The 24,435-nt window shown below is 55.9% G+C and carries 22 protein-coding genes and 2 pseudogenes; 17 read left to right on the top strand and 7 right to left on the bottom strand.

The genetic code is table 11. The features are described from left to right. The first annotated feature begins 14 nt into the window (after positions 1-14). The 4 genes from ACOYNB_RS06005 to ACOYNB_RS05990 all read left to right on the top strand — a co-directional run bounded on the left by ACOYNB_RS06005 (position 15) and on the right by ACOYNB_RS05990 (position 4,124). On the top strand, positions 15-1,199 hold the full coding sequence (locus ACOYNB_RS06005; protein WP_422838220.1) for a glycosyltransferase: 1,185 nt from the start codon (positions 15-17) through the stop codon (positions 1,197-1,199). Positions 1,200-1,214: 15 nt separating this feature from the next. Beyond that, a complete protein-coding gene (locus ACOYNB_RS06000; protein ID WP_422838219.1) occupies positions 1,215-2,207 on the top strand; it encodes a glycosyltransferase family 2 protein in 993 nt (330 codons plus the stop codon). Positions 2,208-2,216: 9 nt separating this feature from the next. Next, positions 2,217-3,119, top strand: a complete 903-nt coding sequence (locus ACOYNB_RS05995) for a glycosyltransferase family 2 protein (RefSeq protein WP_422838218.1) — start codon at positions 2,217-2,219, stop codon at positions 3,117-3,119. Between the two features lie 102 nt (positions 3,120-3,221). After that, complete coding sequence (locus ACOYNB_RS05990; RefSeq protein WP_422838217.1) at positions 3,222-4,124, top strand: glycosyltransferase; 903 nt, start codon at positions 3,222-3,224, stop codon at positions 4,122-4,124. A gap of 39 nt (positions 4,125-4,163) precedes the next feature. Here the strand turns inward: ACOYNB_RS05990 and gmhB are convergent. From gmhB to ACOYNB_RS05970, 4 genes and pseudogenes are all read right to left on the bottom strand, one after another. Continuing rightward, positions 4,164-4,736, bottom strand: a pseudogene (gene gmhB, locus ACOYNB_RS05985) (D-glycero-beta-D-manno-heptose 1,7-bisphosphate 7-phosphatase); the annotation flags it as partial. Positions 4,737-4,763: 27 nt separating this feature from the next. Then, positions 4,764-5,222: pseudogene (gene rfaE2 / locus ACOYNB_RS05980) on the bottom strand (D-glycero-beta-D-manno-heptose 1-phosphate adenylyltransferase); the annotation flags it as partial. An 8-nt stretch (positions 5,223-5,230) separates the two neighbouring features. After that, positions 5,231-6,103 (bottom strand): D-glycero-beta-D-manno-heptose-7-phosphate kinase, encoded by an 873-nt coding sequence (gene rfaE1 / locus ACOYNB_RS05975; protein ID WP_422838254.1) that lies wholly within the window; start codon positions 6,101-6,103, stop codon positions 5,231-5,233. A gap of 91 nt (positions 6,104-6,194) precedes the next feature. Then, positions 6,195-6,764 (bottom strand): D-sedoheptulose-7-phosphate isomerase, encoded by a 570-nt coding sequence (locus ACOYNB_RS05970; protein ID WP_422838216.1) that lies wholly within the window; start codon positions 6,762-6,764, stop codon positions 6,195-6,197. A gap of 144 nt (positions 6,765-6,908) precedes the next feature. On the opposite strand from ACOYNB_RS05970, the gene ACOYNB_RS05965 reads away from it, so the two are divergent. The 13 genes from ACOYNB_RS05965 to ACOYNB_RS05905 all read left to right on the top strand — a co-directional run bounded on the left by ACOYNB_RS05965 (position 6,909) and on the right by ACOYNB_RS05905 (position 21,887). Further along, entirely contained in the window at positions 6,909-7,943 is a 1,035-nt protein-coding gene (locus tag ACOYNB_RS05965) for a glycosyltransferase family 9 protein (RefSeq protein WP_422838215.1), read from the top strand. Positions 7,944-7,947: 4 nt separating this feature from the next. Continuing rightward, the gene (gene msbA / locus ACOYNB_RS05960; protein WP_422838214.1) at positions 7,948-9,678 is read left to right on the top strand and encodes a lipid A export permease/ATP-binding protein MsbA; all 1,731 of its coding nucleotides are present in this window, start codon (positions 7,948-7,950) and stop codon (positions 9,676-9,678) included. Between the two features lie 24 nt (positions 9,679-9,702). Beyond that, positions 9,703-10,683, top strand: coding sequence for an ADP-glyceromanno-heptose 6-epimerase (rfaD, locus tag ACOYNB_RS05955; RefSeq protein ID WP_422838213.1), 981 nt, complete (start codon positions 9,703-9,705; stop codon positions 10,681-10,683). Between the two features lie 12 nt (positions 10,684-10,695). Further along, a complete protein-coding gene (locus ACOYNB_RS05950) occupies positions 10,696-11,859 on the top strand; it encodes a glycosyltransferase family 9 protein (protein ID WP_422838212.1) in 1,164 nt (387 codons plus the stop codon). 11 nt (positions 11,860-11,870) lie between these two features. Next, the gene (locus ACOYNB_RS05945) at positions 11,871-13,901 is read left to right on the top strand and encodes an acyltransferase family protein (protein WP_422838211.1); all 2,031 of its coding nucleotides are present in this window, start codon (positions 11,871-11,873) and stop codon (positions 13,899-13,901) included. Next, positions 13,894-14,868, top strand: coding sequence for a hypothetical protein (locus ACOYNB_RS05940; protein ID WP_422838210.1), 975 nt, complete (start codon positions 13,894-13,896; stop codon positions 14,866-14,868). Before ACOYNB_RS05945 ends, ACOYNB_RS05940 begins: the two co-directional genes overlap by 8 nt. 95 nt (positions 14,869-14,963) lie before the next feature. Continuing rightward, positions 14,964-16,685: a type IV-A pilus assembly ATPase PilB gene (gene pilB / locus ACOYNB_RS05935; RefSeq protein ID WP_422838209.1), complete on the top strand. Its 1,722-nt coding sequence runs from the start codon at positions 14,964-14,966 to the stop codon at positions 16,683-16,685. Positions 16,686-16,716: 31 nt separating this feature from the next. After that, entirely contained in the window at positions 16,717-17,934 is a 1,218-nt protein-coding gene (locus ACOYNB_RS05930; RefSeq protein WP_422838208.1) for a type II secretion system F family protein, read from the top strand. Between the two features lie 6 nt (positions 17,935-17,940). Next, the gene (locus ACOYNB_RS05925; RefSeq protein WP_422838207.1) at positions 17,941-18,816 is read left to right on the top strand and encodes a prepilin peptidase; all 876 of its coding nucleotides are present in this window, start codon (positions 17,941-17,943) and stop codon (positions 18,814-18,816) included. Positions 18,817-18,819: 3 nt separating this feature from the next. Then, positions 18,820-19,437 carry a dephospho-CoA kinase gene (gene coaE, locus ACOYNB_RS05920; RefSeq protein ID WP_422838206.1) on the top strand — a complete coding sequence of 206 codons (618 nt, stop codon included), beginning with the start codon at positions 18,820-18,822 and terminating at the stop codon, positions 19,435-19,437. 30 nt (positions 19,438-19,467) lie between these two features. Further along, the gene (zapD, locus tag ACOYNB_RS05915; protein WP_422838205.1) at positions 19,468-20,226 is read left to right on the top strand and encodes a cell division protein ZapD; all 759 of its coding nucleotides are present in this window, start codon (positions 19,468-19,470) and stop codon (positions 20,224-20,226) included. Between the two features lie 4 nt (positions 20,227-20,230). Beyond that, a complete protein-coding gene (locus ACOYNB_RS05910) occupies positions 20,231-20,443 on the top strand; it encodes a DNA gyrase inhibitor YacG (RefSeq protein WP_422838204.1) in 213 nt (70 codons plus the stop codon). Positions 20,444-20,861: 418 nt separating this feature from the next. Next, positions 20,862-21,887 carry an MraY family glycosyltransferase gene (locus ACOYNB_RS05905; RefSeq protein ID WP_422838203.1) on the top strand — a complete coding sequence of 342 codons (1,026 nt, stop codon included), beginning with the start codon at positions 20,862-20,864 and terminating at the stop codon, positions 21,885-21,887. Positions 21,888-21,891: 4 nt separating this feature from the next. Here the strand turns inward: ACOYNB_RS05905 and ACOYNB_RS05900 are convergent, their stop codons facing one another. The 3 genes from ACOYNB_RS05900 to ACOYNB_RS05890 are packed head-to-tail and all read right to left on the bottom strand — an operon-like array spanning position 21,892 to position 24,433. Then, complete coding sequence (locus ACOYNB_RS05900) at positions 21,892-22,599, bottom strand: class I SAM-dependent methyltransferase (RefSeq protein WP_422838202.1); 708 nt, start codon at positions 22,597-22,599, stop codon at positions 21,892-21,894. Then, positions 22,596-23,579 carry a hypothetical protein gene (locus ACOYNB_RS05895; protein WP_422838201.1) on the bottom strand — a complete coding sequence of 328 codons (984 nt, stop codon included), beginning with the start codon at positions 23,577-23,579 and terminating at the stop codon, positions 22,596-22,598. The genes ACOYNB_RS05900 and ACOYNB_RS05895 overlap by 4 nt, the downstream gene beginning before the upstream one ends. Next, positions 23,579-24,433, bottom strand: coding sequence for a hypothetical protein (locus ACOYNB_RS05890; RefSeq protein ID WP_422838200.1), 855 nt, complete (start codon positions 24,431-24,433; stop codon positions 23,579-23,581). Before ACOYNB_RS05890 ends, ACOYNB_RS05895 begins: the two co-directional genes overlap by 1 nt. Positions 24,434-24,435: the final 2 nt, after the last annotated feature.

Genomic DNA, 24,435 nt, shown 5'->3' with positions numbered 1-24,435 from the left:
ATGCTTGTTAGCTCATGTTGCGCGTCTTACAGATCAGCCCATTTGCCGTCCCGGCAGAGCCTCGCAGTGGTGGCGCCATCCGCGTTGCCGAGTCAGCACGCGCCTATGAGCGCGCCGGCTGCCAGGTCACACGTGCTTGCGTGGTCACACGCAAGCGTGACCTCCAGTCGCCGCTTGATATCAAGCTCTGGTCATGGCAGCGTGCCATGCGGCACCACTGGGGCAAGCCAGCACACTTGGGCCAACTGCGTGTGTTGTGGAGTGGCGATGGGCTCATGGGCTGGGGGCAAGCCCTCTGCAGCAAGCTCAATCAACTGAGCCAGCCCTTCGACGTCCTGCATTTGGAGCACCCGTGGGCCGCCTACGCCTTGCCATCACTGCTCAGCCATCCACGCCTCCACCGCGCCCGCATCGTCTACAGCGCTCACAACATCGAATCCGAGTTGTTGCATCAAATCTGGCATCGATCCAATCAGCTCACCCCCGCTGCAGAGAAGATGCTTACGGAAGTCCGTGCAGCAGAGCAGTTCTGCGCCCAACGGGCTGATCTGTGCTGGGCTGTCTCCGATGCGGACGCTGACACCTTGCAAAATTGGGGCGCAAAACAGATCGTGATCGGCCCGAACGGTTGCCGCACCTTGGGCAACAAAAGTCCGCAGGCAAGCATCCCGAAGACACCCTACGCGCTGTTTGTCAGCGGCGTGCATCAGCCCAGCATCCACAGCTTTCGCACCTTGGTCGCCCCATGGTTGGCTCAACTGCCACCTCACACCAGCATCGTGGTTGCGGGCAGCGCCGGCAGCATGCTGGCGGGTGACCCGCTCTTGCGCGCGCACGTTCTATCCAAACGATTGATCCTGGCAGGCGAAGTCAGCCGATCACAGTTGGACCAGCTGTTGCATCATGCACGAGCCGTCTTGCTCCCCATCGAGAACAGTGGTGGCACCAACTTGAAGACAGCGGAAGCGCTGCTCTCCAACCGCCCCATCATCGCCACGCACGTCAGCATGCGCGGCTTCGAGGCATGGTTGCAGACACCCGGCCTGCATCTCACCGATACGGTGGACGGCTTTCGGGAACGTTGTGTCAACATCCTCAGCCAGGGGCACATTCCAGACCATTCACGACCCGGCATCAGCGAACTCACCTGGGAAAGCACCTTGCATCACCCTGTTCAGTTCGCGCTGGGCACCAAATGAGCTTTGCGCATCGCCATGCCATTTGATACGACATTGACCATCATCTGCACTGCTTTCAATGCGGCGCAACGAACTCAGGAGCTCACCGAGCACCTGGGGGAGATCCTGACCACATCACCCAAGGTCGAGGTTGTCGTGGTTGATGACGCATCCACAGATCAGACCTGGCAGGCGCTTGAGCAGTTTCAGCGTGGGCTGAGCACCCATGATCGGGCTCGGCTCGCCCTGATTCAAAACGAGCAAAACAGAGGCTTGGCTGCTGCACGCAACACCGGCATGCAGCATGCGTCTGGGCGATATGTCTGTTTTCTGGATGACGACGACGCATTGATCCTTGCGTCCTTGCGCGGCCTGCTGACCATTCTCGCCACGACCACGAGTGACCTGATGACTGTGAACGTCGTGGAAGAGTCAGATGCGGGAGAGCGACGCCTCACGCACCCCCTTCTGTCTGATGACATGCCTCCAGCGGCGTTCTTTCAGCGTGCGGTGGAGCGAGGCACTTTGCTCACCCCCGCGTGGGCGTACCTTTACAGCCGGCACTTCATTGACCGCTGTGCCTGGCAATTCCCGGATGGATGGATTCACGAGGACTGCTGGTCCACCCCCACGGCACTTCTACGCGCGCAATCCATCTGCCAGTTTTCGCAACCTTTCTATCGCTATCGCAGACGTGCAGGATCCCTGACGCTCAACGACAGTCCTGTTCGCCTACAACAACGCGCACAGGACCTGATGAACATCTGCGAAGCATTGTTTTCCGAGCATCCAACTTGCCCGGTCTTCGCTCGATCAGCCCTGCTCGCTCGACAATTTGATCTGCTCGCGTATGCATGCTCGATCACATCGCCCGCACCGGCTTCCGCGCTGGCGCAACGTGCCCATGCCTTGAAGATCCGGCTTCTGTCCGAGCGCCCAGCTTGGCGAATCCTGCAATGGACGCCAACGTTGTTTCTGAAACAGAAACACCTGCGCCGTGTGCGTGACAGCTTGAAGGCTGTTCGCTGAGACATGACCATGCACGTGTCACATCCCCTCATCAGCGTGTACATCCCGACCCACAATCGCCAACTGCTTTTGCAGCGCGCGGTTCAATCTGTGCAGGCGCAAGACTACCCGCATCTGGAAATATTGATCGTGGACGATGGCTCCACGGATGGCACAGAAGCCGCGGTCAACGAATGGATGCGGGGCGATGGTCGCATCCGTTACTTCCGCCATGCGTCTGCGATGGGCGCCCCCACCGCACGCAACCTGGCCATCACCTCCGCAAAGGGGGAATTCATCACCGGGCTGGACGATGACGACTGGTTCGATCAGCAACGCCTCAGCCAGTTCTGGACCGCATGGCAGGCGCATCCATCCGGCAATGCGGCGCATCCGGTCTTCCTGTACGGTGCTGACATCACGCTCACTTCTGCCGGCACGCACGCACATCACAAACCCGTGCGTGTTCAGGCACGAGACTTGTGCCAAAGCAATTGCGTTGGCAACCAGATCTTTGCCCCACGTGCAACCTGGCTCGCTTCCGGCGGTTTCGACACGTCTTTGCATGCCTGGCAAGACTTGGACATGTGGATCAGAATGCTCGGGCCCAACGGCCATGGACAACTGGTTCCCACAGCCCTGCAACACATCGATGCAGGTCACGCATCCCCCCGCATCTCAGGCCTCGCCAAAACACGGCTCGCGCAGAGCAGAAATCAAGTTGTATCTTCAGCAGCCCACCTGGGAAGTAAGGCGCAGTTCCTGCTCTACTGCCAGATGTACTCCGAATACTACGGACACGTCCCCGACTGGGGCGACGTCCTCTACGCCATGCGCGCCTGGCCCAGTACTCAACACCTGCTTCATCTGCTGAGTTTGCGACGTAAACGGCTTCGCCAGCAACGTCAACAAACTACTCCGACCATCGCCTGAAACCACGCCATCATGACAACGCACCCACAGCCATCCAACCTGGTCAGCATCATCATTGAATGGGACAACGCGCGCCTGTCAGCCGCCAGTCGTGCGATCAGCATGTTGGAAGCGCTGCGACATCAAGCGTCCGAGGCTGCATTCGACGCTGAGTTTCTGGTGCTCTTCGACGACGAGCAAATCAACGCAGACGACTTGCGCGACCTGATTCATCAACACTTGGTAGCCGGCGCACTCAGTCAGGCACGGTGTGAACTCGTTCCGGCCGGACAGACCCGCTACTACGACCTCAAGAACAAAGGGGCACAAATGGCGAAGGGCGAGATCATTGTCTTCGTCGACAGTGATGTCCTGTTGGAAGCAAACTGGCTCAATGAGTTGACCGCCCCCCTGCGCAGCGACCCTCAAGTTCATGTCGTGGCGGGAGAAACCTATATGTCGACGAATAGCTTGATGGAAAAAGCATTCGCTCTGCACTGGTTCTTCCCGCTGCGCACGACACCCGCCAAGGCTAAACACCCGGCACAGTTCTTCTTTGCCAACAACGTTGCCTTTCGGCGCGTATCATTTCTGGCGCAGCCATTCCCGACAATTCCAGACGGCATGACCCGGGGAGCGTGCAACCGATTGGCCGCACAACTACTCCAAAGTGGAGAGGTCATCTGGGCCACCCCCGCTGCCAAAACGTCACATCCTGCGCCAAACGGCTTGCATCATTTTTTTGAACGAGCCTTGGCGCAAGGCCGTGACTGGGCACTCAACGAGAAAGACCTTCACGGACAAGCTGCATCGACGCTCGTCTTCACAGCCATACGCAAGCTCTTCCTGTCAAAACTGAATCGAATCCTGAAAGGCACCTTGCGGGAAGGTCGGCGCGTATCGCTCAGTTGGTGGCAGTCCCCTGCGGTGATTGCCATCATGTGGACCTACACACTGTTTGTCATGATCGGCGCCATCACTGCCGCCGTGCTGCCAAGCCAGGCCCGCAGAATCTGGCAGCTTTGAACTCTGATCAGGACGCGACGTTCTCAGCGGCGTTCGCAATCAAGCGAGCAGCGTGGTCACACACGCCTGCAAATCGTCAAATCGCGCATCAGCCCCTGCCAGCGAACCGTCAGACTCCTCGTTATCCGACGCAACGATAAATGCTTTTGCAACCCCTGCCTTGCGTGCAGCTTCGATGTCAGAGGGCTTGTCCCCCACCATGATGGAGTGCGCCAGCGAGAGTCCATGCTCCCGCGCAGCGCGCAAGATCATGCCGGGCTCCGGCTTGCGGCAATCGCAGTCCTTCGCCAGTTCAGGCACCTTGCCTTTGGGATGATGCGGGCAGTGATACACCGCTTCCACGGCGGCACCTGCCTCTGCCAAGTGCTCGCACATCCTGCGCGTCAGCTCCTGGAACTGCGCTTCGGTGTACATGCCACGCGCCAAGCCCGACTGGTTGGTGACCACAATCAGCACATAACCGGCCTCACGCAAACGACGCATGGCATCGATGGCACCCGGCACAAATTCAAATTCGTCCCACTTGTGGACATAAGCGCGATCCAGATTGATCACGCCATCACGATCCAGAAACGCCGCCTTGCGGGGCGACGTTAATGCAGACGCCTGTGCCGCCGAAGCAGCATCGGCAGCCTGCCCCGCGCGAATCCGCTTGACCAGGGACGTCGTGGAATACCCATTCACAAACGGGATGGCCAAGGCATCACCGCCCCACGACCGGATCACGCGCGTTTCTTCAAGCGTTTCCATGTCGTAGTCCCCGCCTTTGACGTACAGGTCAGGCTTGATCTCTTTGATCAATTCAACGGGGGTGCGCTCATCAAAATACGTCACCAAGGACACCGAAGCCAAGCCGGCCAGCACAGCAGCACGATCTTCTTCCCTGTTCAAAGGGCGATCCGGCCCTTTACCCAGCATGCGCGCCGACGAGTCCGCATTGACGGCCACCACCAGCGAGCCGCCCAGTTGCCGAGCCTCATGCAGGTAGTTCACATGGCCACGGTGGAGCACGTCAAACACCCCGTTGGTGAACACCACGGGGCGAGGCAACGCTGCCACTCGTGCAACCGCTTCGTCGCGGTCGCACACCTTGTCCATCAAGCTGCTCACGCGAACAACTCCTCATAACTCACCGTCGCCGTGCCAAACTTGGCCACAACCAAGCCACCGGCACGGTTGGCATGCGCCATGGCATCTTCGAGTGACACACCGCACGCCAGCATCAACGCCAGCGTGGCAATCACCGTGTCGCCTGCGCCTGTCACATCGGCGACTTCTCGCGCTTGAGCCTGCACGTGAGCCACGCGCCCAGCTTCAAACAGAGACATCCCCTCCTCGGACCGGGTCAGCAACAACGCCTTGAGGCCCAGGCGCTGGCGCAACGCTTCTGCCTTGACGGTCAACTCATCTTCGTTTTGCCATGTCCCGATGACCTGCTGCAACTCCGCGCGGTTCGGCGTGATCACCGATGCGCCGGCATAGCGGTCGTAATCACTGCCCTTGGGGTCGATCAAAACGGGCTTACCTGCCGCACGCGCCATCTCGATCATGCGGGGAATGTGCGCCAAGCCGCCCTTGCCGTAGTCCGAGAACAGCACCACATCGTGCTCAGGCAACTCGCGCTCGAAATCACCGAGCATCTGGGCCAGCACCTCATGGTCAGGCTCTCGCTCGAAGTCCACTCGCAATAGTTGCTGGGCGCGACCAATGACTCGCAGCTTGACGATGGTTTGCATGCGTAGGTCTTGCCCCAGCACCGCACGCACCCCAGCACCTTCCAACAACTGCCGCAGCATCCGGGCGGGCTCATCCTGGCCCACCATGCTCAGCAGCGTGACCTGCCCGCCAATCGTTTTGACATTCAAGGCCACGTTGGCTGCACCGCCCACGCGCTCCTGCTCCGACATCACCTTGACCACCGGCACCGGCGCCTCGGGCGAAATGCGGTCCACAGCGCCAAACCAATAACGGTCCAGCATCACATCACCCACCACCAGCACCTTCCGGCTGGCTACCACTTCACGCGCAGGACTGTTCAATTTTTTTGCCCCAGTGTCACCGTTATTGTTTTCAAGCCAAACCCAGGCGGGACTCAATCAATCCGCACAAGGTGTGCCCGATCAGGATATGAGACTCCTGAATACGAGCCGTCACGTTACTGGGAACCACAATGGGCACATCGCACATGGCTTTCAGCGCCCCGCCATCGCGCCCCAGGAAACCAATCACCTTGATGCCAATCGCTTTGGCCTCTTCCACCGCACGGATGACATTGCGCGAATTGCCCGAAGTCGAAATGGCCACCAACACGTCTCCGGCACGGCCCAAGCCGACGACCTGACGCGCGAAAACTTCATCGAATGAGTAATCGTTACCGATGCAAGTCAGCGCAGACGTGTCGGTTGACAGCGCAATCGCCGCCAAAGCACGCCGATCCTTGATAAAGCGGCCAGTTAGCTCAGCGGCAAGGTGCTGACTGTCAGCTGCGGAACCGCCATTGCCGCAAAACATGATCTTGCCCCCGGTCTGCAACGCATCCCCGGCCATCTGACCTGCTTGATCCACAGCATCGGCCAGTACTGGCAACGTTTGAAGAACGGCCATCTGGTCGGCCACGTTTTGCAAGAAGAGATGAGTCATGAATGAGTCTCTCAAAGACACAGCCGTGTATTGTCGTACCAAACAGGTGGATGAGCTTTATCCAGGTTGTGAAGAACGGTTTCCCCCCAATAAGTGGGGCCCCAGGCAAGGCAAAATAGCGCTCTGCACTCGATTGATCGTTCAATGTCCAAGCTCACAGATCCCCGCCCACGCACCGTTGTGCTTCTTCAGTACACCGGCATTGGTGACCTCATCTGGCACATCCACTACTTCAAGATGATTGCGGAGCAGAGCCAGGGCGGCCGCGTCACGGTCGTGGCTCAGCCGTCGACCTTGACCAAAGCCTTCATTGGGAAAGAGCCTTGGGTTGAAGCGGTGATCGATCATGACCACCGCCCACGTCGAGGCGAAAAGCGCAAGGGCAAGCACGCCGGCTTGGCAGGCATGTGGCGCATGGCGAACGAATTGAAGGCCGGGCAATTCGACCGCATCATTTTGTTCTCGGGCCGCGCCAGCCGTGGCTTGATCGCCTGGCTCAGCGGCATCCCAGTGCGCATGGGCTTTGGCTACAAGGGACTGCAACGCATGTTCCTGAACACGCCCCCCTACATCTCTGCCTACAAGGGTGAGGCCTTGGCGGTTTACCCAGAGGCCAGCGCCTTCATGGTCGCGCATGGGTTCTGTCAGGAAGCCATCGTGCCGCGCATGGACGTGCCGGACGAGATGGTTGCGCAGATGACACAGCGGATGGCCTCTCTGCCCCGTCCTCTGTATGCCTTTGCGATCGGCACCAGTGAACTCCACAAGCAATGGGGCATCCCCAATTTTGCTGAGTTGGCGCACCGCCTGATTCAGAAGGGCGCCGGCGTCGTGCTGCTGGGTGGCCCCGCAGAAGTGCAAATTGCCAAAGACATTGCCGCACAAGTGCCCGAAGCCGACCGTCATGCCTTGAGCATCATCACCGACGCGCCCGTACTCGGCAGTGCCGCAGCACTGAGACTGGCAGACGTCTGCGTGGGCAACGATACCGGCATGATCAATGTGGCGGCGGCAGTCGGAACAAACAGTTACGTGCTGATCGGCCCACGAGGCACACTGAATCAAGATCCGGAACTGATGCACAACGTCCGCGCCGCCAAGCTGGCGGACATCACTGTGGATCGCGTCATGGGCCTGATCTACCCCCCATCCACCACGCACACCAAGCCAGGTAACTGACCTCATGGAACTCAAAGAAACTGGTCAGCGTTTGCTCCAATACGCCAAGCCACAGTGGCGCATGCTGGGTGGTGCATTGCTGTTTTTCACGCTGGGGGCCGCTGTTGAGCCCGCTATTCCAGCCCTGTTCAAAAAGCTGATCGATTCAGGCTTCAAGGAAGGGCTGAACTATCCGCTCTGGATCGTGCCCATCGTGATCATCGGCCTGTTCATGATTCGCGGCTTCTTCAACTTTGCGGGCACCTACGTCATGACGTCGGCCACCACCGGCATGGTGCTGAACTTGCGCCGAGATCTGATGCGCTCGCTGCTCCGCGCCGACGCGAAGATGTTCACCACGATGAGCCCGGGCCTGGCCGTCACCAAGGTCATCAACGATCCCCAGCATGCATCTCAGACACTGGGCAGCTCGCTGATTTCCATCATCAAAGACGCCACCACGCTGCTCTTCCTGGTCGGATACCTCATCTACCTGAACTGGCAATTGACACTGATCTCATTCGTGTCGATGCCATTGCTGGGCATTACCCTCAAATTTGTGCGCAAGCGCCTCGAAAAAGTCGGCCAGGCGCAATACGAATCGCAGCAGCGTTTGGTCCGGACCGTGGACGACAACGCCAGAGCATGGCGTGTGGTCCGCACATTTGATGCGGCTGACTTCGAGCTTCAACGTTTTGACCACGAGGCCAACAACCACCGCCGGATGACGATGAAGCAGGTCGCGACCAGCTCACTGGTCACCCCTGCCTCGCAAGTGGTGGCCGCCATCGGCGTTTCCATCATCATCACACTGGCCATCTGGCAAGCCAGCCAGGGCTCGTCCACGGTTGGCGAATTCGTGTCGTTCGTGACAGCGTTGCTGATGACGATTTCGCCCATGCGCCACCTGACGGACATCTATCAACCCATCAACGGCGCCCTCATCACGGCGCGTGGCTCATTCGAGTTGATGAATGCCCCCCCAGAGCCTGACCACGGCACGGGGACCATGGACCGCTGCAGCGGCAAGATTGACTTCAACAGTGTCACCGTTCAATACGATGGTGCGGCCACCCCATCACTGGACAAGCTCGAACTGCACATCCCGCCAGGACAGACCATTGCGCTGGTTGGCGCATCTGGTGCCGGCAAGACCACCGTGGTGAACACGCTGTTGCGCTTCGCCCATGCGACGGGCGGCGAGATTCTGCTGGACGACACCCCTATCGAGACGCTGAAACTGGCCAGCCTGCGCAAGCACTTCGCTGTCGTGTCGCAAGACATCGTTCTGTTTGAGGGCAGCATTGCCCAAAACGTCGCCTATGCCAGCCCGCACGGACTGGATCGCGCCAAGGTTGAGCAATGCCTGCGTGCTGCCAACTTGTGGTCCCATGTCAGCGCTTTGCCGGACGGCATGGACGCCCAGATTGGCACAAACGGCAGCATGCTGTCCGGCGGCCAACGTCAGCGCCTGGCCATTGCCCGAGCGCTGTACCGAGATGCCGCAGTCTGGATTTTTGACGAAGCCACTTCAGCACTGGACTCCGAATCGGAAGCCATCGTTCAAAAGTCCATCGAGGACCTGCGCCACACCAAGACCCTGATCCTGATCGCCCATCGACTCAGCACCATCAAGAACGCCGATGTGATCTGCGTGATGTCGGAAGGTCGCATCGTGGAACAAGGCACGCACAGCGAGTTGATTGCACAAAACGGCCTCTATGCAGGCATGGTTCGCATTCAGGCTGCGGACTGACACAACCCATCTCAGAGCATTCACATGATCATCGTTACTGGCGCAACCGGCTTCATCGGCTCGAACATCGTGGCAGACCTCAATGCCAAGGGGCGCACGGACCTTTTGTTGGTCGACGACCTGGGCACATCGGGCAAATGGAAAAACATTGCCAAGCGCCGCTTCGTTGACCTGATTGACTACCGCAACCTGGACCAGCTGTTGCCCAGCCTGAAGCAGGCCGATGCGGTCTTTCACATGGGCGCCAACTCGTCGACCACTTCAACCGATGGCGATGAAATCCTGAGGGTGAATCTCCACGCCACCATGGCTTGGTGGAAATGGTGCACCGAGACACGCACACCGTTCATTTACGCTTCTTCTGCCGCGACTTACGGCGATGGAGAACAGGGCTTTACTGATGACCAAGCCCAAGACGCTTTGGACAAGCTGGCTCCGCTCAACCTGTATGGCTGGTCCAAGCATCAATTCGACAAATGGGCCGTCGAGCGTGCTGCCGAAGGCAAGGCGCCGCCGCAATGGGCCGGACTCAAGTTCTTCAACGTGTACGGCCCCAACGAGTACCACAAGGGCAACATGATGAGCCTGGTGGCCAAAAACACCGCGCTCATTGCACGTGGTGAGACGATCAAACTGTTCAAGTCCCACAAAGAGGGCTACGTCGACGGGGGGCAACTTCGCGACTTCGTTTACGTCAAGGACTGCTGCGCCGTGATGATGTGGTTGCTGGGCACACCAGCCGTCAGTGGCATTTTTAATTTGGGAACCGGCAAGGCGCGGTCTTTCGTCGACTTGATGCACGCCATTGGAGCCGCACTGGGCAAGCCTGTGTCCATTGAGTATGTCGACATGCCCGAGAGCATTCGCCCGAACTATCAGTACTTCACTGAGGCGAACATGCAAAAACTCAAGGGCGCAGGCTATAGCGCCGATTTTTACTCCATCGAATCCGGCGCGAGTGATTACGTCAAAGGCTATCTCACGCAGAACGACATCTATCGCTAACGGAAAACGTCCATGCTTCTGTCAAAAAGAAGAATAAACAAGCTCAAAACGAGCTGGAAGCGCCTGCCAGGCAAGCTGGTCACGATCAAAAACCTGGCTATCAGAAAAATTCAAAACAAGCAGGTACCAAAAGTCGCTTTCAAAATATCTGGCGGCCTAGGCGATCATATTGCGTCCATTCGTTTCATCAGAGACTTTTGCAGCGCAACAGGCATTGATCGTTACGATATTTATTGCACCAAGCCGGCGATTGTCAAATGGCTACAGGAAACGGAAAAGAAGTGCGTACTCGTTGGCGATGCCAAAGCATTTAATAAAAGCCTTGCATCTCAGTACGAACTGGCATTGAGTGTCACCACCGCACTCCATATCGACCACTACGCGCCAGGCGAATTTTCCAAAACATCCAGAAACTTCTCTTATCACATCAAAAAGATTGAGCAGAGCGTTTCCAGGATCATCCCCATCATTCAGCACCATCCGTATCTAGATGGCTATTTGGGGCACTATGCCGCCACCCTGGGGTTCAGGCGCCACAACCACCTGCACGCCATGGCTGATATTCGCTACGGCGGGCACACGCTGAACTTACCGGTGGATGACTCAGCCTTGACGGAGTTTGACCTCAAACCCAATTCCTACATCACCGTCAGCAATGGGTTTGATCAAGATTTTCATACTGACGCGCATACCTGCCCTACCAAAGCCTACCCATACCACAACGATGTCATCCGGCATCTCAGACAGCGCCTGCCTGGTGTGAAGTTCATCCACATTGGCTCTGTGGCCAGTGCACCGCTCGACCAGTGCGACTTGAATCTCGTCAATGCGACAAGCCTCAGACAAGTGGCTGCGCTGCTCAAAAATGCCCTCCACCATTTAGACAATGAGGGCGGACTCGTCCACACCGCCGCATCGCTCGGGACTCCGTGCACAGTGGTTTTTGGACCGACACTCCCTGCCTATTTTGGATACGAGAAAAACAACAACATTGGTCCCATCGAATGCGGCGGCTGCTGGTGGATGGAAAAGGACTGGATGAGTCGCTGCATCAGAGGATTTGACCGCCCTCCCTGCATGGCCACGCAAGACCCTGAGGCAATTGCCAATCGAGTCATCAAGACGATTGATGAAAGTGGCGAGCCCAACACATTGCGTAAAGTGCCCAGCGTATAGAGCGACACGGGATGAACATGACCTCAGTCCATGCGCAGGGATACCGCCCAGACATTGACGGGATGCGCGCACTCGCCATCATCCCTGTTCTGATATTTCACGCTTTTCCAACCCTCATGCCGGGCGGGTTTCTGGGCGTAGATATATTCTTTGTCATTTCTGGATTCCTCATTACTGGAATCATTCGCAAAGACATTCGACATCGACAATTCACTTTCAGCAACTTCTATGCTCGTCGTTTTCGGAGAATCCTTCCCGCCCTTCTGATTGTACTGTCGGCGACTTGGCTGATTGGCTGGTTCACACTGCTGCCATCCGAATACAAGAATCTAGGCATTCATCTTTCAGCAGGCGCCACCTTCACCTCCAATATCCAACTACTGAGGGAAGTCGGCTACTTTGACGTAGCAGCCGAGCAAAAGCCCACATTGCACCTTTGGTCGCTAGGTGTAGAAGAGCAGTTTTACATTTTCTGGCCCGTCATCCTGCTGCTCATCAGCAGAGTACGATTTGCTCTGATTCTGGGCACACTCGCGATTGCGTTGGCATCAATGTTCTTCATGCTGACGACCACTCCGTCCGCTGCTTTTTATATGCTGCCGGCAAGAATGTGGGAGTTGCTGATCGGGGCTGGAATCACATTGCTACCCAAGCCCGATGTCCTCAGTCAAAAAATTCGAAACACCTTATCCGTTTTAGCCACACTGACAGTGTGTGGATTATTCTTTTACAAACCTTCCGTAGCAGCGCTTGGACAGTTCCCCCAAACTCTGACGGCCGCACTGTGCGCTGCAATCATCATTTGGAGTACCCCATCATCATGGGGTAACAAATTCTTTCTTTCGACCAAGCCTGCGGTTTTTTTTGGAAAAATCAGCTACCCACTCTACTTGTGGCACTGGCCGCTTCTTTCCATTTACACGATCTATGCTCCTCATGCGCGTGATCAAAATGTTGATCGCATTCTTCTGTGTGGGGCTTCGGTACTTTTGGCATGGATCACATGGGTTTTCATTGAGAAACCTATTCAAAGCCGGTTCCCACTTGCTGCCAACAAGACGAGTCAAACACGTGTCTTGATCTATGCCACCTGCTCATTGATGGCGATCTTGGTTATTGGCCAGTTCACCCGTTTACAAGACGGGTTTCCGGATCGGGCGGGCCATGCGAGAGATGCTGCTCTGGATGTGGGGCAAGGCAACTTCGTCAAGTACGTCGCTGGCATGACGATTCAACGCAACGCATGTCACGATATGGACTATGCGGGTGGTCAATGCGTGGCGACCAACTCCCAAAACCCACCGGTTCTGGCCGTCTACGGCGATAGCCATACTGAGCACTACATCCCTGGCATTCTGGCTCCCGCGCATATAGCTCTGAGCAGCATTCTGCTCAGTCACTCTGCCTGCCCCCCCATTGCTGACATAGAGGTCTTCGAAGCAGGCATTCCGGTCAACTGCGCCAAATTCAATCGAAATGCATTGAATTTCATACTTGCACAGCCCAGCATCAAAACGATTGCGCTATCGAGTTTGGCAACGCCATACTTTCAGCTTGCCAAGCAAGCAAAATATCCTCGGGACAATCGCTTTGTACTGAAGTCACTCAACGGAAGCGATGGCTCACCTTACGATTTATTCCGGGAAGGGCTACTCAAAACCATCGACACTCTCCTTCATTCGGGGCGTCGGGTGGTCCTCTTGGTCGACATCCCAGAACTTCCCATCAGTGCAGAGTCGTGCCTGCGCAGTCTCGCATTCAAGCGGCAGCAAAATCCGACCGAATGTAACTTTCCGCGCAAAGCTTATGACGACCGCAACGTCCAATACCGATCGCTGATCCAATACATCACAAGGACCCGGCCAGGGGTCGTTGCGTTTGATCCAGTGCCATACATCTGTGACGGAGCTACATGCAAGATTACAAAGGGCAACCGCTTGCTGTACCGTGATTTTGACCACCTGTCACCTTTTGGCAGCCAGTACATTTCAGACGCATTTCTGAAATGGATTGCACATACACCAGTCACACAAAATGAATAACGTCGGCAAAAAGAACACCTATGCGCTGGTTGCCTGCGCCTTCCTGTTTGTGTGGTGGTACATCAATCACACTGGCGTCAGCAACAACTCACTGATCAGCGCCCACGCACAGTTGAAGATCGATCCGCCATTTGTGTTTCGGTTTTTGTTTCCCAAACTGTTGGCACTGCTGGTTCCGGCAGAGTGGCTTGACACCAAAACGCTCCGCATCACATTCGGTCTGAGTTTCACCTTGGCATCCATCTGGCTGATGCCCGCATTTTTCAGCCGAATCTTCTGCCACGCCATCGACGAAGAACAGACCCTGCGTGTGCGGGCTGCACTGTTGCTGGTGCTCGTTGCCCATTACGCCTTGCCACGTCCGCTCAAGGTCTACTACGTGTATGACCTGCCAGCCGTGTTCTTTCTGATGGTGATGTTTTTGATGCTGACCGACAAGCGGCATTGGATGCAAGGTCTGGCCATTCTGCTCGCACCGTTGATGGCCCTGAACCGCGAAACCATCGTGGTGGCCCCCTTTTTGGCTTTGGGTTGGCACTGGGCACATCGCAAACAAGTCAATCGGACTCAGCTTCAAATCAGCCTTGCCATGCTGTTTTGCACAGCACTGTGCATCGCTTTGACCCGGTCAGCCACAGCCCAAGTGCTGCACATTCCCGCCAGCAGCAGTTTCAGTTGGACAGAAGACGGCACTTTTAGACTTTTTGCCAACTTGCATCGAATCTTTACAAAGCCACAACACGCACTGGCGCTTCTTTGGTTTGGGGCTGGCGCAATCATTTGGCTACCTCGCCGGTGGCATCAGTTTTCTCCTGAACTGAAGGCCATGCTTCTCGCTTCCAGCCCACTGTTCGTTCTCTACAGCTTGGCAGGCAATATCGTCGAGTTGCGAATGTTCAGCGAATATGTGCCTGTCCTGGCCATCGGTTTTGCCTGGCGTCCAGGATGGAATCGTCATGAGATCTAGCTGCTTTTCCTTACGATGGGAGGAGCACTCCTCATTACAAAATGCGAGACTGGCCGTAAGATTGGAAATCGTGTCAAAAACTCGTAGCACCCCACATGGCCGAACTTTCCTTGGCTGATACCCCAGGCTCACTTTCTGGCGTCGCCCGCATCCTGGTCAACGCAGGCAAGATCGATGCACCGGCAGCCGAGGAGGTCGCACGCCTTGCCAAAGAGCAAAAGCGCAGCTTTGTCGCCGCCTTGCTGAGCAAGGGCACGATGACGTCCAGCGATCTGGCCCACACATTGTCCAGCGCATTGGCTGTCCCCTTGGTAGACCTGTCCGCCATTGATGTACAGCGTCTGCCCAAAGGCATCATCGACACCAAGCTCTCCTCGCAATACAACGTCGTTGTGCTGTCGAAGCGTGGCAACCGTTTGTTCGTGGCGGGTTCTGACCCGACGAACCAGGAAGCCATTGAGCGCATCAAATTCACCACGCAACTCACGCCCGAGTGGGTCATTGTCGAGCACGACAAGCTCGCCAAGCTTCTGGAAGGCATCGGTACTTCAGCAGCTGAGCAGCTGACTGCACTGGCGTCCACCGAGTTTGAGTTTGACGTTACCGAGGACACCTCTGCCCAGCCTGAGTCGACCGACATGGCTGCCGAAGTGGAGGACGCACCCGTCGTCCGCTTCTTGCAGAAAATGCTGATCGACGCCATCAACGCCGGCGCCTCCGACTTGCACTTCGAACCGTACGAATACAACTATCGTGTGCGTTTCCGTGTCGACGGTGAACTGCGAGAAATCACTCAGCCGCCCATTGCGATCAAGGACAAGCTCGCCTCGCGCATCAAGGTGATCTCCAAACTGGACATCTCCGAAAAGCGCGTACCCCAAGACGGTCGGATGAAGCTGAAATTCGGCAGCAAATCGATCGACTTCCGGGTCAGCACGCTGCCCACGCTGTTTGGCGAAAAAATCGTGATCCGTATTCTGGATCCATCGAGCGCCAAGCTGGGCATCGAAGCCCTTGGCTACGAGCCAGAAGAGAAAAAGCGTCTGCTTGAAGCCATTCAACGCCCTTACGGAATGGTGCTGGTGACAGGCCCAACCGGCTCCGGTAAAACGGTGTCGCTTTACACCTGCCTGAACATCCTCAATCAGCCTGGCGTGAATATCTCAACGGTTGAGGACCCGGCGGAAATCAATCTGCCCGGCATCAACCAGGTGAACGTCAACGACAAGGCCGGCCTCACCTTCTCAGCGGCGCTGAAGGCCTTCCTGCGTCAGGATCCCGACATCATCATGGTGGGTGAAATTCGGGACATGGAGACGGGTGACATTGCGATCAAGGCCGCGCAGACGGGTCACATGGTGATGTCCACCCTGCACACCAACGACGCCCCAACCACGCTGACGCGGATGATGAACATGGGCATTCAGCCGTTCAACATTGCGTCCAGCGTGATTCTGATTACGGCTCAGCGTCTTGCGCGACGCCTTTGCAGCAACTGCAAGGCGCCAGCAGACTATCCTCGCGAAGCATTGCTGAATGCCGGCTTCAAGGAGTCTGATTTGGATGGCAGCTGGAAGCCCTATCGGGCGGTCGGCTGCTCCAGTTGCAACAATGGTTACAAAGGGCGGGTCGGTATTTACCAAGTGATGCCCATCAGTGAAGAAATACAACGGATCATTCTGTCGCAAGGAACTGCCATGGACATCGCCAAACAAGCGAAACTCGAAGGCGTGCGAGACTTGCGCGAATCTGGGCTCGTCAAAGTGAAGGGCGGCCACACCTCTCTTGAAGAGGTTATTTCGGTCACCAACGAATAAACCTGCCCCAACAGTCACGGAGTTCTGACAAATGGCCACGGCTGCAGCCAACAAACCGCAAGAATTTGTTTACGAGTGGGAAGGCAAAGACCGCCACGGCAAGCTGGTGCGAGGTGAAATGCGCGCCGGTGGTGAAGCCGTTGTCGGTGCGACCTTGCGCCGCCAGGGCATTCTTGTTCAGAAGGTGAAGAAGCGTCGCACCAGTGGCGGCTCTTCCATCAAGCCCAAAGACATTGCCATCTTCACACGACAGCTCGCGACCATGATGCGTGCGGGGGTGCCGTTGCTGCAGGCCTTTGACATCGTGGGCCGTGGATCGACCAATCCCCGGGTCACCAAGCTGCTGTCCGACATTCGCGGAGATGTCGAAACCGGCACCAGCTTGTCTTCCGCGTTTCGCAAGCACCCGCTCTATTTCGACGCGCTGTATTGCAATCTGGTGGAGGCCGGTGAGGCAGCTGGTATTTTGGAAACGTTGCTTGATCGACTGGCCGTTTACCAAGAAAAAACCATCGCCATCAAGCAAAAAATCAAATCGGCACTGACCTACCCCATCGCCGTTCTGGTGGTGGCCTTTGTGGTCGTGGCTGTGATCATGATTTTCGTGATTCCTGCCTTCAAGGAAGTGTTCATGTCCTTCGGGGCGGATCTCCCTGCACCGACCTTGTTTGTGATGGGGATGTCAGAAATCTTCGTGAAGTACTGGTGGGCCATTTTTGGCTCGATCGGGGGCGGCATCTACTTCTTCCTCCAAAGCTGGAAGCGGTCCGAGACCATGCAGAAACGCATGGACAAGCTCTTGCTGAAGGTACCTGTCTTTGGTGATCTGATGTACAAGTCTGCCGTGGCCCGCTGGACTCGCACCTTGTCCACCATGTTTGCGGCGGGTGTGCCATTGGTTGAAGCGTTGGACTCCGTGGGCGGGGCCGCAGGCAACGCCGTTTTCGCAGAGGCGACCGAACAAATCCAGCGCGAGGTTTCCACCGGCACCAGCTTGACCGCCTCCATGCAAAACGTGAACCTCTTCCCGGTCATGGTGCTGCAAATGGGCGCCATCGGTGAAGAGTCAGGCTCGCTGGACCACATGCTTGGCAAAGCGGCCGACTTCTACGAAGAAGAAGTGGACGAAGCCGTGAAGGCGCTGTCCAGCCTGATGGAACCCTTCATCATCGTGATCTTGGGCACCATCATTGGTGGCATCGTGGTTTCGATGTATCTGCCCATCTTCAAGCTTGGTCAAGTGGTTTAAGCGTTCATGGTTCCTGATTCGATGCTGTCGGTGTTTACCGACCTGGTGCTTACGCCGTGGGGCTTGGCCGTGCTGGGGCTGTGCGTGGGCAGCTTTCTGAATGTCGTCATCCATCGTCTGCCCAAGATGATGGAACAACAATGGAAAGCTGACGCTCGCGGTGTACTGGAACTACCCGAAGAGGGTGAGAGTCCCGACGGCGCACTGACGCTGTCCGAGCCAGCGTCTCGCTGCCCGTCTTGTGGTCACGCCATCCGCTGGTACGAAAACATTCCGCTGATCAGTTGGCTGTTTTTGCGCGGCAAGTGCTCATCGTGCGGCACCCGCATCTCGGTGCGCTACCCCTTGGTCGAATTGAGCACCGCTGTGCTCTTTGCCGCCTGTGCAGACCATTTCGGCAATCAACCGACGACCTTGCTGTGGTGCGGATTTGTGGCGGTGCTGGTTGCCGCCACCATGATCGACTGGGACACCACGCTGCTGCCCGATGACCTCACCTTGCCGCTGCTTTGGGCTGGACTGGTCATCGCCGCCCTGGGCTGGAACATCCCCCTGAAAGACGCCCTGTGGGGCGCCGTGGCAGGCTACATGTCGCTGTGGTCGGTTTACTGGCTGTTCAAGCTCACCACCGGCAAAGAAGGCATGGGCTATGGCGACTTCAAGCTGCTGGCCGCTCTGGGTGCCTGGCTCGGCTGGTCGATGATCCTGCCCATCATTCTCGGCTCATCGGTGATCGGTGCCGTGGTGGGCATCGTCATGAAGGTCAGCGGACAGTTGCGTGAAGGCGTCTACGTGCCCTACGGCCCGTTCCTGGCCGGCGCAGGCCTGGTGGTCACGTTTGCGGGCGCTCCCACCGTGATGTCCTGGCTAGGCTGGGCTTAAAACATGCCCACACCAAGGGGTTTGGTCATCGGGCTCACCGGCGGCATTGGCAGTGGCAAATCCACCGTTGCCACCATGCTGACCGAGCTCGGCGCCCATCTTGTTGACACAGACGCCATCGCACGCGCGTTGACCGCCCCGGGTGGCTTGGCCATCCCCGAGATCGCAGCGGCCTTTGGCGACGACTTCATCGACAGCGACGGCGCCATGAACCGCGATCGCATGCGTGAACTGGCGTTTTCAGATCCGGGCGCCCTGATGCGATTGCAGGCGATTCTGCATCCGCTGATCACGCAAGAGTCCGAAGTCCAGGCGAGGCAAGCCAGTCCAGGCCAGGTTGTCGTTTTTGACGTGCCCCTGTTGGCTGAGTCTGGCAGCCGCTGGAAAGACCGCGTCGACAAAGTGTTGGTGATCGACTGCCCGGCAGAAACCCAGATTCAGCGCGTCATGGCGCGCTCGGGCTGGACGCGAGAAGCGGTGCAAGCCGTCCTCGCCAAACAAGCCACGCGCGAAAGTCGTTGCGCCGTTGCCGACCACATCATCCTAAATGATGGCTTGAGCCTCGAAGAACTACGCCAAGAGGTCAAGAACATCTGGCGACTGTGGAACAATCACGGATGACCTTGACATTCAACAGCTTCAGGTGACGCGTTGATCCTTTACGAATACCCATTCGGCGAAAGCATCCGCACAATGTTGCGGCTTGAGCACCTCTTCGACCGCCTGGGCGCGCTCATATGGCGTGAAACAGCAGTGGATCACCACTACGCGTTGGCCACACTGTTCGAGATCATGGATGTGGCCTCGCGGGCAGACCTCAAAAGCGACATCTTGCGCGATCTCGAACGCTACAAGGCACAGTTTGCGGCTTATCGCGGTAACCCTGCCATTCAAGAAGACGTTCTGGAACAAGTGCTGTCGCGCATTGAGCAGGCCTATACCAAGCTGCACAATTTGAACGGCAAGGCCGGTCAATCTCTGGCCGCCAACGACTGGCTGATGAGCATTCGCAGCCGCATCAACATTCCGGGTGGCACCTGCGAGTTTGACCTGCCGGCCTATTACGCCTGGCAACACGAGCCAGCCGCCAAGCGCCAGGCCGATCTGCAGCGCTGGGTTGGCACCCTGGCCCCCATGGCAGAGGGCCTGAAGGTCATGCTTGGCTTGCTGCGCGATGCGGGCACGCCGCACATGGTGGCAGCACCCAATGGTCAGTATCAGCAGAACCTCAAGGACAACCGCAGCTATCAGTTGCTTCGCTTGCGCATTGACCCATCGCTGGGCCTGATCCCTGAAATCAGTGCCAACCGACTCATGATCTCGATTCGGTTGATGCGTCCGGATGCCGACGGCAAACTCAAGCTTGCCAGTGACACGGATGCCGGTTTCGAACTGACACTTTGCGCGTGATGCCATGACGACGGATGCAACACGCCAGGGTGATGCTGGCGACAGCAACAAGCCGCCACTGATGGTTCGCTGCCCCTCTTGCGGCACGATGCACGTTTACACCACCGAGAACCCGTATCGACCGTTTTGCAGCAAGGGTTGCAAGGCCATTGACCTTGGAGCTTGGGCGAGTGAAGAGTACCGGGTGCAGGCGAAGCCAGATCCGGTAGACGAATGATTGCTAAACCTTAAGTCACGGCAACACGACCGCAACAGCAGGTCATGGGGCATTCCCGCCACAAAAAGTACCTAGATTTCGGCAGTTTTTGCCGACATCCAGCTACGCCTTATCCTCACTTACGATCACCATTTTGGTGCGCTGCAACGTAAGTCGTAGAATGGTTCGGCATAAATTGAAGTCAGGCCAGATTACGGTCAGGACTAGCGATACCATCTAACAAACACAGTGACATCCACGAAGGTGGGCTGTAGTCGCTGTATTGTTCGTGCGCAGTACAGACCATACGCACACAATGCTGCACCTAATCTCTACTTGGTACACCGCACCACTCATCGGCTGCTTTGTTAGTCTAGCCGTATGCGTTCTCATAGTTCTGACGCAGCGCTGGCACGGGCGCCACTCGCTTGACCATGACATGGATGGTCATCAGAAATTCCACAAGGTCCCGGTTCCTCGCATTGGCGGCGTTGCTGTCTTTTTGGGCATTTGTGCCACTGCGTTGATAACTGCGATTGATGGGACATCGAGCGAACAAAAGACAACAGCGGCCGCATTGTTAGCATGCAGCCTACCCGCCTTCCTCGCTGGCACCTTAGAGGATCTAACAAAGCGAGTCTCAGTATCGCTTCGCTTGGTTGCTTCTTTTGCATCAGCAGGTCTAGCGGTTTACCTTCTTCGGGCATATCTGACAAGCGTGGACACGCTAGTGTTAGATCACGTCTTGGCAGTGAGCCCGCTGCTTGCATACGCCTTTACGTGCTTCTCAGTGGCTGGCGTGGCAAACGCCGTGAACATTATTGACGGCTTTAACGGATTGGCGTCAGGGAGCGTCATCATCATGCTCACAGGCATCTGCGGGCTAGCGTGGATCTACTCCGATCCCTTGGTAATGCGACTTTGCCTGACCGCTATCGCACCTATCGCCGGATTTATGTTACTCAACTTCCCGTTAGGGAAAATATTTCTTGGGGACGGAGGCGCATACCTCTGTGGCTTTTGGCTTGCCGAGTGCGCGATCATTCTTCTGATAAGAAACCCAAACATCTCGACATGGGCCGTACTGCTGGTTTGCATGTACCCGGTATTTGAAACCGCATTTTCGATTTGGCGAAAGGCAATTTATCGAAAAACTGGCATGGGGCGCCCAGACAAGGTGCACTTTCACATGCTTGTATACCGACGCCTGATAAGAAAAAAAATGGGGGAACGAACCCCATCATGGGTTCTTCACGGACTCACAAGCGTATTCATTTGGATGCAGGTATTGGGGTGCAGCGCCTTCGCAATCTGCCTCACCATATTGGATGCAACATCCAGCATGGTAATGCTTACGGGAACCTCGATTTTTGCCCTCTGCTATATGTCAATCTACCGACATCTAGTGAGGGCAAGCCACCCCGTTGAGCACCACCGGGCAGGAAAGGAAGTTGGCGCCCTGTGAACCTTTAGCGGCTCACCACATAGATCAGGCACAGACCTTGATCTACAACCTTTTCGTACCGGTCCACACCACCAAAAATTCGATAAAACACCTTACTGAACGTTTTCAAAAACAGGTCTTTAATAAGGGATCCTGTTTCAACACGGCCAGCAGCATACTTTTTGAATGTCCAGCCGTTGGCATTCAAGTGCTCTTCCACGATAAAATCAAAAATCGGACTGATGTGCCCCGACTCCCAATACATCGCCCTATTAAAAGAGAATAATTCCCTCTTCAAAAGATAGTGCAGATATGAAATAGACGAGCGAGTATTGGGCGTACTAAACAGAAAACAACCACCAGGTTGCAAGCGCTCCATTACCTCATCGATAAAGTCCAGAGGTGCGCGCAAATGCTCAATCAACTCAAGACTGACTGCATTTTGCAACGCAGCAGGAAATGCTGATCCGCTCAAATTATTCGCATCGACGAACGACACCGGCACTTGTCCCTGCCAGTCCTGCAAATCGAAGTCAAAGGGCTCGACATGCCAACCTCGGTCAAGAAGCCTGTTCGTAAGGGCGCCGTACCCAGCCCCGATCTCAAAAATGTGACGCCCCTGGCAAAACTCTCCTAGCAGGTCAGCAGAAAACTCATGCAGACCAGGTGAGCAACTAATCGGCACAGCCTTATAGTGCTCCCCCTTCAAGGCAGCACGGTGAATCTGATTCATTTTATCGATCCTTCAATTTGCTCACTAGGTTGAACTGCGCCAATCAAGCGAGCATCACCTCGGTGTGCCGCGAGCAAGAGCAATGCAGGCAACATTGGGATGACATGCCGGTAAATGACCGCGATGTTACCAACGAACGTCGGAATCAGAAACAGCACGAGCAACAAGAAAAGCATCAACGATGGCCTAAGGCTCCGAAAAACAACATAACAAATACCCACGAATCCAATCGCCATATAAGCAGCCAGCAAGAAGTCCAGAGCTTGAGGCGGAGAGTCCATGAACGATGGGAACCAAAAAATGCGGGCAGGACCAAAGACGTCAATATCCAACGGCCCTAAAGAAACGAGATCGGCCGCATCAACCAGCTTGTAATTCCCACCGTACGAAGACGCAAGAGCGGAACCATATTGAGACAAAAGATCTGCTTTATCCCCAAGAATCACATCGACGAAATCATCCGGTAGAGCTGCGCCGGTAAGTAAAAGAAGACCTGCGAGCCCGCCAACAACAGTGATTGGCAGTATGGCGGAGAGGAGCAGGACGTTGAGCGGATGCATCACAACGAGCGACGCAAGCAAAAGCAACGCCCATCCACGCATTTTAGGATTTACCCAAAAAATTGCGAAGCAATACCCAACAAACATCAGAAATGAAAATTTATTAAATGCATCCAGAGTATTAAAGACCGCGAATGGACTGACGAGTACCAGCAACAACGGCACTCCGTAACGATTTGCCAGACCGTATAGCACATAGCAATACGCCGCGCAGTTCACCAGCAGCAACAACAGCGGCGCCCAACCAAGCAAGACTGCCAACCAATAGTGAGGGTTTAAAAATTTGCCGCTCCCAAGAAGATTGTCGTAGTCCATCACATGGAATTTGGCAATCGATACACTGATCATTACGATCAATGCCAGAGACAACAGGCGCAATGCACTTGGACGGCTCACACTCAACTCGGGTTGTCGCAGCATTACTGTCCCTTACCCTTCTTACGGAGAGACCAAACCACCAGAAATGCAGCCAGCAACTGCATTACAGGGGGAAGAAAAAACATATGGTCCCACTCAAACCCCTTAATGAAACCCAATATCGCAGTGCAGACTAGCCAAATTGCGACGCCAAAGGCGAACATACGTACATAGTCGCCGGAACGGGACATGAACTGAGCCTGCCTAAGTGTCCCAAATAGCGCATCTGAGACAGCACCGGCAACCATATATCCATCTGCCAAATGAGCACCCAAGACCGGCAAAGCAAGCCGATCAAAGCGAGTCACCCCCCATATCGCTGGCGCCGCCAAATTTACTCGCCCAGCAAAGTCGGAAATCCAACCCCTACTTGGAACGCGAAGCAACCCCACGCCCCCTTGAGCAAGGAGGACCGCAAGTAACAGCAAAGATAAAGACTGAGCCAACAAAACCCCCAACAGGTTTCGAAAAATGACCGCAGAGAAAAATGGCACTGCCGACAACAAAAAGGCGTGAGTTGCTCCCCCGGAAAATTCACCACGAACCACCATCGAAAACCTGAAGTTGCTATAAATCTCTGAGCAGCAAATGTAGAACAGGAAAACAAGCAAGTCGATTAGGGATAGGGTTATCGGATAGAAAAAATATGCTAACAAAAAAACCAACAATGAAACGCTAACCCGCAGCGCATTTTGATACCCAACCTCTTTTTTGCTGCCAATCAAACTATCCACGTGATACTCAATCCCAAATAGATAATTCAACTGCATGGCCAACTGGATCAAGATCGAAACCTTGAAATACCATGCTGAAATCGCAACAGGGAAACATAACACTACGGCAGCAGGCATGGCCATGC

The sequence above is a fragment of the Aquabacterium sp. genome, from assembly GCF_049317225.1.
Lineage (GTDB): Bacteria > Pseudomonadota > Gammaproteobacteria > Burkholderiales > Burkholderiaceae_C > Aquabacterium.
Note: the sequence above shows the minus strand (reverse complement) of the source record. Positions and strands in the feature narration are given on the sequence as shown.